General features: G+C 54.0%; 15 protein-coding genes. 11 read left to right on the plus strand and 4 right to left on the minus strand.

Annotation, left to right across the window (positions count from 1 at the left end; genetic code table 11):
- Positions 1-42: 42 nt before the first annotated feature.
- The 3 genes from flgN to flgA all read right to left on the minus strand — a co-directional run bounded on the left by flgN (position 43) and on the right by flgA (position 1515).
- Positions 43-465 (minus strand): flagella biosynthesis chaperone FlgN, encoded by a 423-nt coding sequence (flgN, locus tag HV041_RS05380; protein ID WP_048211225.1) that lies wholly within the window; start codon positions 463-465, stop codon positions 43-45.
- A 3-nt stretch (positions 466-468) separates the two neighbouring features.
- Complete coding sequence (gene flgM, locus HV041_RS05385; RefSeq protein WP_005129057.1) at positions 469-762, minus strand: flagellar biosynthesis anti-sigma factor FlgM; 294 nt, start codon at positions 760-762, stop codon at positions 469-471.
- A gap of 93 nt (positions 763-855) precedes the next feature.
- Positions 856-1515, minus strand: coding sequence for a flagellar basal body P-ring formation chaperone FlgA (gene flgA, locus HV041_RS05390; RefSeq protein WP_005129055.1), 660 nt, complete (start codon positions 1513-1515; stop codon positions 856-858).
- A 157-nt stretch (positions 1516-1672) separates the two neighbouring features.
- On the opposite strand from flgA, the gene flgB reads away from it, so the two are divergent.
- The 11 genes from flgB to flgL all read left to right on the plus strand — a co-directional run bounded on the left by flgB (position 1673) and on the right by flgL (position 11524).
- Entirely contained in the window at positions 1673-2089 is a 417-nt protein-coding gene (gene flgB / locus HV041_RS05395; RefSeq protein WP_003036189.1) for a flagellar basal body rod protein FlgB, read from the plus strand.
- Between the two features lie 3 nt (positions 2090-2092).
- Positions 2093-2497: a flagellar basal body rod protein FlgC gene (flgC, locus tag HV041_RS05400; RefSeq protein WP_005129054.1), complete on the plus strand. Its 405-nt coding sequence runs from the start codon at positions 2093-2095 to the stop codon at positions 2495-2497.
- Between the two features lie 11 nt (positions 2498-2508).
- Entirely contained in the window at positions 2509-3207 is a 699-nt protein-coding gene (gene flgD, locus HV041_RS05405; protein ID WP_040230672.1) for a flagellar hook assembly protein FlgD, read from the plus strand.
- 26 nt (positions 3208-3233) lie between these two features.
- Complete coding sequence (gene flgE / locus HV041_RS05410) at positions 3234-4445, plus strand: flagellar hook protein FlgE (RefSeq protein ID WP_040230673.1); 1212 nt, start codon at positions 3234-3236, stop codon at positions 4443-4445.
- Between the two features lie 20 nt (positions 4446-4465).
- Positions 4466-5221, plus strand: coding sequence for a flagellar basal body rod protein FlgF (locus tag HV041_RS05415; RefSeq protein ID WP_005129046.1), 756 nt, complete (start codon positions 4466-4468; stop codon positions 5219-5221).
- A gap of 13 nt (positions 5222-5234) precedes the next feature.
- The gene (gene flgG, locus HV041_RS05420; protein ID WP_005129045.1) at positions 5235-6017 is read left to right on the plus strand and encodes a flagellar basal-body rod protein FlgG; all 783 of its coding nucleotides are present in this window, start codon (positions 5235-5237) and stop codon (positions 6015-6017) included.
- Positions 6018-6074: 57 nt separating this feature from the next.
- Positions 6075-6773 carry a flagellar basal body L-ring protein FlgH gene (gene flgH / locus HV041_RS05425; protein ID WP_003836756.1) on the plus strand — a complete coding sequence of 233 codons (699 nt, stop codon included), beginning with the start codon at positions 6075-6077 and terminating at the stop codon, positions 6771-6773.
- Positions 6774-6806: 33 nt separating this feature from the next.
- Entirely contained in the window at positions 6807-7883 is a 1077-nt protein-coding gene (locus tag HV041_RS05430) for a flagellar basal body P-ring protein FlgI (protein WP_005129044.1), read from the plus strand.
- Positions 7883-8833 carry a flagellar assembly peptidoglycan hydrolase FlgJ gene (flgJ, locus tag HV041_RS05435; protein WP_121584801.1) on the plus strand — a complete coding sequence of 317 codons (951 nt, stop codon included), beginning with the start codon at positions 7883-7885 and terminating at the stop codon, positions 8831-8833. Before HV041_RS05430 ends, flgJ begins: the two co-directional genes overlap by 1 nt.
- Before the next feature lie 64 nt (positions 8834-8897).
- A complete protein-coding gene (gene flgK / locus HV041_RS05440) occupies positions 8898-10556 on the plus strand; it encodes a flagellar hook-associated protein FlgK (protein WP_048211230.1) in 1659 nt (552 codons plus the stop codon).
- A 14-nt stretch (positions 10557-10570) separates the two neighbouring features.
- Positions 10571-11524 (plus strand): flagellar hook-associated protein FlgL, encoded by a 954-nt coding sequence (gene flgL, locus HV041_RS05445; protein WP_048211231.1) that lies wholly within the window; start codon positions 10571-10573, stop codon positions 11522-11524.
- 78 nt (positions 11525-11602) lie between these two features.
- Here the strand turns inward: flgL and HV041_RS05450 are convergent, their stop codons facing one another.
- Complete coding sequence (locus HV041_RS05450; protein ID WP_119922042.1) at positions 11603-12802, minus strand: MFS transporter; 1200 nt, start codon at positions 12800-12802, stop codon at positions 11603-11605.
- Between the last annotated feature and the right edge of the window lie 85 nt (positions 12803-12887).

Consider the following 12887-nt stretch of genomic DNA (forward strand, 5'->3'; position numbering starts at 1 on the left):
AGAATAGCGTTGCCTGATAAGCACAAGGCCATCAGGCAATCATCAAATAGAGAATTTCTTCCCGCCGCGATGTGCCGCAGAGGTCTGGCCGTTCGCGCCATACAGCGTCGGCTCCTGGTGCGGTTTCAGCACTTGAATTGCCTGTTGATTGCGTTCGATTTGCCCTTCGAGCAGCCAACCATTGTGCTGGTTGAGATCGCGCAAATGCTGTGTCTTCCTGGTGATAGTCTGCCAGCGCTCGGCAATCTCATCATTGGCGCTGCGCGTGGCATCATTTTCCAGGCGGCGCTGCTGTTCCAGATAATCGAGGGTGGCCAGCAAAGAACTTTTTTCTTCTGTAATTCGCTGTAGCTGGCTACCGTTGATCTGCCCTGCAGAAAGCTGATGCTGCTCAGCATCCATCACCGTTTTCAGGTCATTGAGGACGGTCGTCATCTGATCAAGTATTTCTGACAAACGAGTCATACTTTATTTACTCTGTAGGTAGCTCTGTGCCTCGCGGATCAGCGAGTCGGCAATTTTTCCGGTATCCATTTTCAGCTCGCCGTTACGGATCGCGGTTTTCAGCGCTTCGACACGTTCCATGTTGATGTCATTGGTGCCGGGCTGCATCAGTTTGGCCTGAGCGTCACTCAGCATTACGCTGGTGCTGTTTGTCGTCGCTGTTTTTTCCTTCCGCGCTTTTTGTACCGGCGAGTCGCTGGTTTCGCGTGGCTGGACAGTGCTTACTGGCTTCAATGGTGAGGTACGATCAATACTCATTTTTTCTATCCTCATCGAGGGGTTACGCTATAGCGACCCGCTTTAATCATTGGTTGATTATCTATCGGCACTCGCTAAAAAATCTTTAACCTATTATAGGTTAATAAGAATATTCCCATCAGAATCGACGATTCCACTCACCACCTGACCAGAAATCATCCGCACCCGTGCGTTTTGCGCGACGGCTGCATTGTTGAGCGCTTTACCTTCGGCATTGACCCGAAAGCCGTCTCCGTTGGCGATAACCATCACGCGTTGACCCGCTTTTATCCGCCACGCCTGGCGCAACATTGTGAGCTGGATTGGCTGACCGGGAACCAGGTCGCGCAGGCTCACGGCATCCTGAACCTGATTAACGTCCAGTACGGCGCGTGGCGGCAGTTGATCCAAACGACCACGTTTTAGCGTTACGCTGGCCGCGTTCAGTGCGCTTCCTCGGGCAACAGGGGCCGCTGCGACAACATAGTTGCCGGTGGCTTGCACCGTGACCTGCAGGTAGCGCTTTTCATTGGCGCAGCGAGCCAGTACGTTCACGTTACCCCACAGTTTCGCACTGCCGGACACGCTCAGCGCAGGCTGGTCACAGCTGGGCTGCAAGTTTGGCGGCGTACGGACAGTGACGACCACCTCATCGCTAAACCCGGCCAGGCGCTGGGAAAACCACGCGGTTAACTGCGAATTCAGGTCTTGTGCCAGCGTCATAGGGCTGAACAGCAGTGCTGCCACAACTATTCCACGTTTAAACGTTTGCATCAAAACCTCGCGCTTTTTCAGGTAGTGGCAGGATTCTACCTGTGTGACGCAGTCATCAACGCAACAAATAGCGACGCATTTTGCGTTTATTCCGGCGATAACGCGCGCGTGATGGGATTTAAGCTGTCGGCTGAATTTTGTCATTTGCGGAGGAGATATGCTCGATAAGCTCGACGCCGCCTTACGTTTTCAACAGGAAGCGCTGAATTTGCGCGCCCAACGCCAGGAAATATTAGCGGCCAACATTGCCAATGCCGACACGCCAGGGTATCAGGCGCGCGACCTGGATTTCGCCAGTGAATTAAAAAAAGTCATGGTGCGCGGGCGGGAAGAAACGGGCGGTGTTTCGTTGACGCTGACCTCTGCACAACACATTCCTGCCCAGACTGTCTCGGCTCCTTCTACGGAGTTGCTCTATCGCATTCCTGACCAGCCGTCTCTGGATGGCAACACGGTGGATATGGACAGGGAGCGTACGCAGTTTGCGGATAACAGCCTGAAGTACCAGATGGGGCTTACCGCGTTAGGTGGGCAAATCAAGGGCATGATGAACGTGCTGCAAGGAGGGAACTAACCCGTGGCGTTGCTCAATATTTTTGATATCGCAGGTTCTGCGCTGACGGCTCAGTCTCAGCGTCTGAACGTGGCTGCCAGCAACATGGCGAACGCCGATAGCGTGACCGGACCTGATGGTCAGCCGTATCGCGCAAAGCAGGTTGTTTTTCAGGTCGATGCAGCGCCAGGCGCAGCAACCGGTGGCGTAAAAGTTTCTGACGTCATTGAAAGTCAGGCGCCGGACAAGCTGGTTTATGAGCCGGGCAATCCGCTGGCGGATGCGAATGGCTACGTAAAAATGCCGAATGTCGACGTGGTCGGCGAGATGGTTAACACCATGTCTGCTTCACGCAGCTATCAGGCAAACGTTGAAGTGCTCAATACCGTAAAAAGCTTGATGCTTAAAACGCTGACGCTGGGCCAGTAAAGGAGGCGCACATGTCCGTTGCTGTAAAAATGAATGACCCGAGTACGTCGGGTGTTAATGCTGCCACTGGCAAAAGTTCGCTGACAGGGAGCAACGCGGCCGATCTGCAAAGCAGCTTTCTGACGCTTCTGGTCGCGCAGTTGAAAAACCAGGATCCGACCAACCCGCTGCAAAACAATGAGTTGACTACCCAGTTAGCGCAAATCAGTACCGTAAGCGGCATTGAAAAATTGAATACCACGCTGGGATCGATCTCCGGGCAGATCGATAGCAGCCAGTCGTTGCAGGCCAGTACTCTGATTGGTCATGGCGTCATGATCCCGGGAACCACCATTCTGACCGGTAAAGGTGCGGAAGAAGGGGCAACGACGACCACGACACCATTTGGCGTTGAGCTGCAGCAACCGGCAGATAAGGTTACCGCAACCATTACCGATAAAGACGGCAAGGTGGTACGCACCATTGATATTGGCGGGTTGAAAGCGGGCGTTCACACCTTTACCTGGGATGGCACCATGACGGACGGCACGGATGCGCCGAGCGGTTCGTATAACGTTTCGATTGCGGCCAGCAACGCCGGAACGCAACTTGTGGCGCAGCCTCTACAGTTTGCGCTGGTGCAGGGTGTTATCCGCAGTAACGGCGGTAATACGCTGGACCTGGGCACCTATGGAACCACCACCCTCGACGAAGTACGGCAGATAATTTAAGCCTTCACACTTATCAGGAGTAAGTCATGGCCTTTTCACAAGCGGTCAGCGGTCTGAACGCTGCAGCGACCAACCTCGATGTCATTGGTAACAACATCGCCAACTCCGCCACCTACGGTTTTAAATCCGGCACGGCATCCTTTGCCGACATGTTCGCCGGTTCTAAAGTGGGTCTGGGCGTTAAAGTTGCGGGTATTACCCAGGACTTTACCGATGGTACCACCACCAACACTGGACGTGGCCTGGATGTGGCTATCAGCCAGAACGGTTTTTTCCGTATGGTTGACAGCAATGGTTCTGTTTTCTTCAGCCGTAACGGTCAGTTCAAGCTCGATGAAAACCGCAATATCGTTAACATGCAGGGACTGAAACTGACGGGCTATCCAGCGACCGGTACGCCGCCGACAGTTCAGCAAGGTGCGAACCCAGGGCCGATCACGATCCCTAATACATTGATGGCGGCACAGGCAACCAGCAAGGCCTCAATGCAGATCAACCTGAACTCATCGGATAAAATCCCGACAACGACAAAGTTCGATCCGAAAGATGCTGACAGCTATAACAAAAAAGGCCCTGTCACCGTTTATGACAGCCTGGGCAATGCCCACGAAGTTAACGCCTATTTTGTAAAACAGCCTGATAACAAATGGGCTGTCTATACCATTGATAGCAGCGACCCGAAGGCTGCTGTACCAACCGCACCAACGTCCACGCTGGAATTTGATACCAATGGGGCGCTAACCGGCGGCGGTACATTCAATATCACCACAGCTGCGCTCAATGGCGCACCTGCCGTCACCTTCGCAATGAGTTTCCAGAACTCCATGCAGCAGAACACCGGTGCAAACAACATTGTTGCCACTAACCAGGACGGCTACAAACCAGGCGATCTGGTGAGCTACCAGATTAACAATGACGGTACCGTAGTCGGTAACTACTCCAACGAACAGAAACAGGTTTTGGGACAGATCGTGCTGGCAAACTTTGCCAACAACGAAGGTCTGGCATCTCAGGGCGATAACGTCTGGGCGGCAACGCAGGCCTCCGGTGTGGCACTGCTGGGTACCGCGGGTACGGGGAACTTCGGCAAACTGACCAACGGTGCGTTGGAAGCCTCTAACGTGGATTTGAGTAAAGAACTGGTGAATATGATCGTCGCTCAGCGTAACTATCAGTCGAATGCGCAGACCATCAAAACCCAGGATCAGATCCTTAACACACTGGTCAACCTGCGCTAAGCGCCTGACGGGATGGCTTAATGGATCACGCAATATATACCGCCATGGGCGCGGCCAGTCAGACGCTGAATCAACAGGCGGTGACGGCCAGCAACCTGGCAAATGCCTCCACACCGGGTTTTCGTGCTCAGCTCAACGCGCTGCGTGCGGTTCCCGTAGAAGGGCTTTCGCTGCCAACGCGTACGCTGGTGGTCGCCTCCACGCCTGGAGCTGACATGACGCCAGGCCAGATGGATTATACCTCCCGTCCGCTGGATGTGGCTTTGCAGCAGGATGGCTGGTTGGCTGTGCAGACCGCTGATGGCCGCGAAGGATACACCCGCAATGGCGCAATTCAGGTGAGTCCAACCGGTGAACTGACCATTCAGGGACATCCGGTGATTGGCGAAGCTGGGCCGATAGCGGTACCGGAAGGGTCGGAAGTGACTATCGCCGCTGACGGAACGATTTCGGCGCTCAACCCAGGCGATCCCGCGAATACGGTGGCGCCAGTAGGACGTCTGAAGCTGGTTAAAGCGACGGGAAGTGAAGTGCAACGTGGTGATGACGGTATGTTCCGTCTGAGTGCGGCAGCGCAGGCTACCCGGGGACCGACACTGCAAGCCGACCCCAGCATCCGCGTGATGTCGGGCGTACTGGAAGGCAGTAACGTCAAACCGGTTGCGGCGATGAGCGATATGATCGCCAGCGCTCGCCGCTTCGAAATGCAGATGAAGATTATCAGTAGCGTGGATGATAACGCGGGCCGCGCCAACCAACTGCTGTCGATGAGTTAATACAGGACATTTTATGATCAATTCATTATGGATCGCCAAAACCGGCCTGGACGCGCAGCAAACCAACATGGATGTGATTGCCAACAACCTGGCAAACGTCAGTACTAATGGTTTTAAACGCCAGCGTGCGGTGTTTGAAGATCTGCTGTACCAGACGATTCGCCAGCCTGGCGCTCAGTCTTCTGAACAGACAACGCTGCCGTCTGGTTTGCAGATTGGTACCGGTGTGCGTCCGGTTGCGACCGAACGTTTACATAGCCAGGGTAACCTGTCGCAGACCAACAACAGTAAAGATGTGGCGATTAAAGGCCAGGGGTTTTTCCAGGTCATGCTGCCAGATGGCACGTCAGCCTATACCCGTGATGGCTCTTTCCAGGTGGATCAGAACGGTCAGTTGGTAACGGCGGGTGGTTTTCAGGTGCAGCCTGCAATCACTATCCCGGCTAACTCGCTCAGTATCACTATTGGGCGCGACGGGATTGTCAGTGTCACCCAGCAGGGTCAGGCTGCTCCAGTTCAGGTAGGACAGCTCAACCTGACGACCTTCATGAATGATACCGGTCTGGAAAGTATTGGTGAGAATCTGTACACCGAAACGCAATCGTCCGGTGCACCGAACGAAAGCACGCCGGGGCTGAACGGTGCGGGCCTGTTGTACCAGGGTTATGTGGAAACCTCTAACGTCAACGTGGCGGAAGAACTGGTCAACATGATCCAGGTTCAACGTGCTTATGAAATCAACAGTAAAGCGGTATCGACCACCGATCAGATGCTGCAAAAACTGACGCAACTCTAAAGTGACGTCCGGTGGGGTGAAAGCCTCACCGGCGTACTGATTTTGAAGATGAAGGCAATGCGAAAATACGCGCTTCACCCATACCCGATTTTGGCCCTGCTGGTGGTTTCACTGACAGGATGCGCCTGGATCCCGGCCACTCCGCTCGTGCAGGGCGCGACGACTGCCCAGCCAGTTCCAGGCCCGACGCCGGTGGCGAATGGATCAATATTTCAGTCTGCGCAGCCGATTAATTATGGCTACCAGCCGTTATTTGAAGACCGCCGTCCGCGCAATATTGGCGATACGTTGACTATCGTATTGCAGGAAAACGTCAGCGCGAGCAAAAGCTCCTCGGCGAATGCCAGTCGTGATGGCAAAACTAACTTTGGGTTTGACACGGTACCACGTTATCTGCAGGGGTTATTTGGCAACGAGCGTGCCGACGTAGAGGCTTCTGGTGGCAACTCGTTTAACGGTAAAGGCGGCGCGAACGCCAGAAATACCTTCAGCGGTACGCTGACCGTAACGGTCGATCAGGTACTGGTGAATGGCAACTTACATGTCGTGGGTGAAAAACAGATCGCCATTAATCAGGGCACTGAATTCATTCGCTTCTCCGGGGTGGTTAACCCGCGCACCATCAGTGGCAGTAACTCCGTACCGTCAACGCAGGTTGCGGACGCGCGGATTGAGTACGTCGGCAACGGCTACATCAATGAAGCGCAAAATATGGGCTGGTTGCAGCGTTTCTTCCTTAACTTGTCGCCGATGTAAGCGAGGTCTCCAGTGTTTAAAACTTTTGTTGGAATGGTACTGGTGTTGGTAACCGCCTTCGCGCATGCCGACCGTATTCGAGACCTGACCAGCGTGCAGGGCGTGCGGGAAAACTCGCTGATTGGTTATGGGCTGGTGGTCGGGCTGGATGGTACGGGTGACCAGACTACCCAGACGCCATTTACGACACAAACGCTCAACAACATGCTGTCGCAGTTGGGGATCACCGTGCCCACCGGCACCAATATGCAGCTGAAAAACGTGGCAGCGGTAATGGTCACCGCGCAGTTCCCGGCCTTTGGTCGTCAGGGGCAAACCATTGACGTGGTGGTCTCTTCCATGGGGAACGCTAAAAGCCTGCGCGGCGGTACGCTGCTGATGACTCCGCTGAAAGGGGTCGATAGCCAGGTATATGCGTTGGCGCAGGGGAATATTCTGGTTGGCGGTGCAGGCGCGGCTGCGGGTGGCAGCAGCGTGCAGGTAAACCAGCTCAATGGCGGACGTATTACCAACGGCGCGACCATCGAACGCGAATTACCCAGCCAGTTCGGCGGCGGTAACACCATTAATTTGCAGCTGAATAATGAAGATTTCACCATGGCGCAGCAAATTACCGACACCATTAACCGCTCGCGCGGTTTTGGCAGCGCAACGGCGCTGGATGCCCGGACGATCCAGGTGCGGGTGCCAAGCGGCAACAGTTCGCAGGTGCGCTTCCTCGCCGACATTCAGAATATGGAGGTGAACGTCACGCCGCAGGACGCGAAGGTAATTATTAACTCGCGTACGGGATCGGTGGTCATGAACCGCGAGGTAACGCTGGACAGCTGTGCCGTGGCGCAAGGCAACCTGTCGATTACGGTTAACCGCCAGGCGAATGTTAGCCAGCCGGATACACCGTTTGGCGGTGGGCAAACTGTAGTGACGCCACAAACGCAGATCGATCTGCGCCAGAGCGGTGGTTCGTTGCAGAGCGTGCGTTCCAGCGCCAACCTGAACAACGTCGTACGTGCATTGAATGCGCTGGGGGCAACACCGATGGACCTGATGTCTATCCTGCAATCCATGCAAAGTGCGGGTTGTCTGCGCGCCAAACTGGAAATCATCTGATGATTGGTGATAGCAAACTGCTGACCAGCGCAGCCTGGGATGCACAATCACTGAACGAACTGAAAGCGAAAGCGGGTCAGGATCCGGCGGCAAATATCCGCCCGGTCGCCCGCCAGGTTGAAGGGATGTTCGTGCAGATGATGCTGAAAAGTATGCGCGAGGCGTTGCCAAAAGACGGTGTGTTTAGCAGCGACTCCACGCGTTTATACACCAGCATGTATGACCAACAGATCGCCCAGCAGATGACCGCAGGAAAAGGTCTGGGGCTGGCAGAAATGATGGTCAAGCAGATGACGCAAGGACAGGGGCAACCTGCGGATGATGCGCCGCAGGTACCGATGAAATTCTCGCTGGAAACGGTGACCAGCTATCAAAATCAGACGCTGACGCAACTGGTGCGTAAAGCGATGCCCAGAACCACAGAAAGCAATGATGAGCCGCTGTCGGGTGACAGCAAAGACTTCCTGGCTCAACTTTCGCTGCCGGCAAAACTGGCCAGTCAGCAGAGTGGGGTTCCTCATCATCTGATTCTGGCGCAGGCTGCGCTGGAGTCCGGGTGGGGGCAACGACAAATTCGACGGGAGAATGGCGAGCCGAGCTTTAACATTTTTGGTGTGAAAGCCTCGGGAAGCTGGAAAGGGCCGACCACTGAAATCACCACCACCGAATACGAAAACGGTGAGGCGAAAAAAGTGAAAGCGAAATTCCGTGTTTATAGCTCCTATCTTGAAGCACTGTCGGATTATGTCGGTCTGATATCCCGCAATCCGCGTTACGCCGCGGTGACCGGTGCCGCGACCGCTGAGCAGGGTGCCCAGGCATTGCAGAATGCTGGTTACGCCACTGACCCTAACTATGCGCGCAAATTAACCAGCATGATCCAGCAGCTAAAATCGATGAGCGAAAAGGTGAGTAAAACCTACAGCACGAATCTCGATAATCTCTTTTAAATAGCTCAAGTCTGCTGACCTGCTGCCGATAATACCGAGTATTGAAGGATTACAAGGAACCTCCATGTCCAGCTTGATTAATAACGCGATGAGTGGACTCAGCGCAGCGCAGGCCGCGTTGAACACTGCCAGTAATAACATCTCCAGCTATAACGTTGCCGGCTATACCCGACAAACGACAATTATGGCGCAAGCGAACAGCACGCTGGGTGCGGGGGGCTGGGTCGGCAATGGTGTCTATGTTTCTGGCGTACAGCGTGAGTATGACTCATTTATCACTAATCAGTTACGTGCGGCGCAGAACCAGAGCAGCGGTCTGACGACACGTTACGAGCAAATGTCAAAAATCGACAACCTGCTCGCCAGCAAAACCAGTTCGATCTCAACGTCGATGCAGGGCTTTTTTACCAGCCTGCAGACGTTGGTGAGTAACGCAGAAGATCCGGCGGCGCGTCAGGCACTTATCGGTAAAGCTGATGGCTTAGTCAATCAGTTCAGAACGACGGACCAATATCTGCGCGATCAGGATAAGCAGGTCAATATTGCGATTAAGGCCAGCGTCGATCAAATCAACAACTATTCGAAGCAAATTGCCAGCCTTAACGACCAAATCTCCCGTTTGACCGGCGTTGGTGCGGGTGCATCACCTAACGATCTGCTCGATCAGCGCGATCAACTGGTGAGTGATCTGAACAAGATTGTTGGTGTGGAAGTCAGCATTCAGGACGGCGGCACCTACAACGTGACCATGGCGAATGGCTATTCGCTGGTGCAAGGCAGCAATGCTCGCCAGCTGGCCGCTGTACCTTCCAGCGATGATCCCTCTCGCACGACCGTCGCTTATGTTGACGGCGTGGCCGGAGAAGTTGCCATCCCGGAAAAACTGATCACGACCGGTTCGCTGGGCGGGCTGTTGACGTTCCGTTCGCAGGAACTCGACCAGACGCGTAATACCCTTGGTCAGTTGGCCCTCGCCTTTGCTGATGCGTTTAACACGCAGCACAAAGAAGGTTTTGATGCCAACGGCGACCCGGGCAAAAACTTTTTCGATATTGGTGGCCCGGCAGTCCTTAGCAATACGAAGAATAAAGGGACCGGTGCGCTTGATGTTAAAATGACGGATAGCTCGTCGGTGCAGGCAACCGACTATAAAATTACGTTTGATGGTACTGACTGGCAGGTAACCCGTCTGGCTGACAATACCAGCTTTAAGCCGACGGTTACTGGCGGAAAAATGTCCTTTGATGGGCTGGAAATCACCGTCAAAAATGGTGCGCTGGCAAATGACAGCTTTACGGTGAAACCCGTGGGTGACGCCATTATTAATATGAAAGTGGCGGTGACCGATGAGTCGAAAATCGCCATGGCTGAAGTGTCCAAAAATGACACTGATCCCAATGTTGATAAAGGTAAAAGCGATAACCGTAACGGCCAGAAACTGCTGGATCTGCAAACCAAGGCAACCATCGGGAATAAAACCTTTAACGATGCTTACGCTACGCTGGTGAGCGATGTCGGGAACAAAACGGCGACCTTAAAAACCAGCAGCACCACGCAAAACAACGTGGTCACGCAGCTTTCAAATCAGCAACAGTCTATTTCCGGGGTTAACCTCGACGAAGAGTACGGGAATTTGCAGCGTTATCAGCAGTATTACCTGGCCAACGCTCAGGTACTGCAAACGGCGAATTCGCTCTTTGATGCACTGCTGAATATTCGCTAAGGGAGAGGAACTCAATGCGTATCAGTACTCAGATGATGTACCAGCAGAATATGCGCGGCATCACCAACTCTCAGGCTGAATGGTTGAAATTTGGCGAGCAGATGTCAACGGGGAAACGCGTGAACAACCCGTCTGACGATCCGATTGCCGCATCACAGGCCGTGGTGCTTTCACAGGCTCAGGCACAGAACAGCCAATATACGCTGGCGCGTACTTTCGCGACGCAAAAAGTGTCACTGGAAGAGAACGTGTTAAGCCGGGCGACGACCGCTATTACCGCGGCACAGGAAAAAATTGTCAATGCTGGCAATGGGACATTGAGTGATGATAACCGGGCATCGTTGGCAACTGATTTGCAAGGGATCCGCGATCAGTTAATGAATCTGGCGAACAGTACCGACGGTAATGGTCGTTATATCTTTGGCGGATACAAAACGGAAGCCCCACCATTTGCCCAGACTGATGGTGCCTATAGTGGTGGAACGCAAAATATCACCCAACAGGTCGATGCCGCTCGGTCAATGGTGATTGGTCATACCGGGGATAAGATTTTTGACTCGGTGACCAGCAACGCGGTTCCGGAGCCAGATGGAAGCAAGTCAGAAACGAACTTATTCGCCATGCTGGATTCCGCTATTGCGGCCCTGAATACGCCGATTGAAGGCGATGATGCGGCAAGAGATGCAGCCAAAGCAGCCATCGATAAATCCAACCGTGGTCTGAAGAACTCACTGAATAACGTGCTGTCTGTTCGTGCTGAACTCGGTACGCAACTCAGTGAACTTAGCGCTCTGGACTCGCTGGGGGCCGATCGCGCGTTGGGTCAAACGCAGCAGATGAGCAATCTGGTTGATGTTGACTGGAATGCGGCGATTTCTTCGTATGTTATGCAGCAGGCTGCGCTACAGGCATCGTATAAAACGTTTACCGATATGCAGGGAATGTCACTGTTCCAGCTCAACCGGTAACGATCCTTTTTGAAACATATCATGAAACTGGATATGTTTGTCTGCCCGCTCCACATACACCCCGGAGCGGGCATTTTTTTAGGCTGCAGTTGTCTGGCTAACAGGCAATTTACCGGTCAGTCTAATTACCAGCGCAACAACGCCGCTGAAAGTGGCCAGTGTCACCACGCCTTCCCAGTTTGCCAGCGCATAGGCCTGACTTCCGAGTACAGAACCCAGCGCCATGCCGATAAACACCATGGTAAATAGCAACGCATTCAGACGACCTCTTGCCTGAGGCTCCAGGCTATAAACCAGGTTCTGGTGGGCGACCAGGCTGGATTGCAGTCCGAGATCAAAGCCTATCGCTGACAGGGCAATCAGCAGCCACTGCCCCTGTACTGGCAGGGCCGGAAGCAAGAACATCAGGGCAAATGAAAGCGTGACTAACAGCGCCCCCAACTGTGTTACCCGTCCGGCACCTACTTTATCTGCCAGATGACCTGCCATAGGGGCTGCCAGCGCCCCGGCTGCCCCTGCAATACCAAATGCTCCCGCCATCGCACTGCCCATGTGGTAATGCTCAGAGAGCATAACCGCCAGTGTTGACCAGAAGGCGCTAAAGGCAATGGACAGGAAGCCCTGAGCCAACGCCGCCCTGCGCAGTGCAGGATAACGCTGCCACAGTTGCGCCATGGAGAACATTAATGCCGGATAACTCAGCGTGGAATGGACCGTAAAGCGGGGCAGCATTTTCCACATCAGTACGGCAATCACGGCAATACTGACGGCGGCAAGTTGATACATTTCCCGCCAGCCATAGGCTTCACCTACCATCCCGCTGATGGTCCGCGAGAGTAGGATCCCCAGCAGAAGACCGGTCATGACGGTACCTACTGTTTTTCCCTGCTTGCCTTCAGGCGCAAGGATGGCTGCGGCCGGCACGATATCCTGAGCCATGGTCGCTGCCATCCCCATCAGTAAGCTAACCAGCAGTAGCGAATGCAACTGACCGGTAAAGCTGCAGGCCAACAGCAGCGCGGCAAGAGAGATGCTTTTTAGCAGGATTAATGTCCGGCGGTCATAACGGTCGCCCAGCGGCAACAAAAACAAAATGCCCAGCGCGTATCCTGCCTGGGTGAGCGTTGGCACCAGCCCCATGCCGGTGACGCTTAAGGCCAGATCCTGACCCATTAAAGGTAAAAGAGGCTGGGCATAATAGATTGCGGCAACGCTGAACCCAGCGCCCAGTGCCAGAACAAAAATGACCCAACGGGAAAGTGCGGTGTGTGTGTTCACAAATGATTCCTCAATCACGGGATGTGTGGCTATTTTTATCCTTCAACCGGTAGCACGGTAGCGAGCGCAGTGGTAAAACAGTTAT

The sequence above is a fragment of the Citrobacter sp. RHBSTW-00029 genome (genome assembly GCF_014104295.1).
Classification (GTDB): Bacteria; Pseudomonadota; Gammaproteobacteria; order Enterobacterales; family Enterobacteriaceae; genus Citrobacter; species Citrobacter youngae.

Bases quoted from the DNA above. Each gene is read 5' to 3' on its own strand.
- flgN (WP_048211225.1), bottom strand. From the start codon at position 465: ATGACTCGTTTGTCAGAAATACTTGATCAGATGACGACCGTCCTCAAT.
- flgM (WP_005129057.1), bottom strand. From the start codon at position 762: ATGAGTATTGATCGTACCTCACCATTGAAGCCAGTAAGCACTGTCCAG.
- flgA (WP_005129055.1), bottom strand. From the start codon at position 1,515: ATGCAAACGTTTAAACGTGGAATAGTTGTGGCAGCACTGCTGTTCAGC.
- flgB (WP_003036189.1), top strand. From the start codon at position 1,673: ATGCTCGATAAGCTCGACGCCGCCTTACGTTTTCAACAGGAAGCGCTG.
- flgD (WP_040230672.1), top strand. From the start codon at position 2,509: ATGTCCGTTGCTGTAAAAATGAATGACCCGAGTACGTCGGGTGTTAAT.
- flgE (WP_040230673.1), top strand. From the start codon at position 3,234: ATGGCCTTTTCACAAGCGGTCAGCGGTCTGAACGCTGCAGCGACCAAC.
- HV041_RS05415 (WP_005129046.1), top strand. From the start codon at position 4,466: ATGGATCACGCAATATATACCGCCATGGGCGCGGCCAGTCAGACGCTG.
- flgG (WP_005129045.1), top strand. From the start codon at position 5,235: ATGATCAATTCATTATGGATCGCCAAAACCGGCCTGGACGCGCAGCAA.
- flgH (WP_003836756.1), top strand. From the start codon at position 6,075: ATGCGAAAATACGCGCTTCACCCATACCCGATTTTGGCCCTGCTGGTG.
- HV041_RS05430 (WP_005129044.1), top strand. From the start codon at position 6,807: ATGGTACTGGTGTTGGTAACCGCCTTCGCGCATGCCGACCGTATTCGA.
- flgJ (WP_121584801.1), top strand. From the start codon at position 7,883: ATGATTGGTGATAGCAAACTGCTGACCAGCGCAGCCTGGGATGCACAA.
- flgK (WP_048211230.1), top strand. From the start codon at position 8,898: ATGTCCAGCTTGATTAATAACGCGATGAGTGGACTCAGCGCAGCGCAG.
- flgL (WP_048211231.1), top strand. From the start codon at position 10,571: ATGCGTATCAGTACTCAGATGATGTACCAGCAGAATATGCGCGGCATC.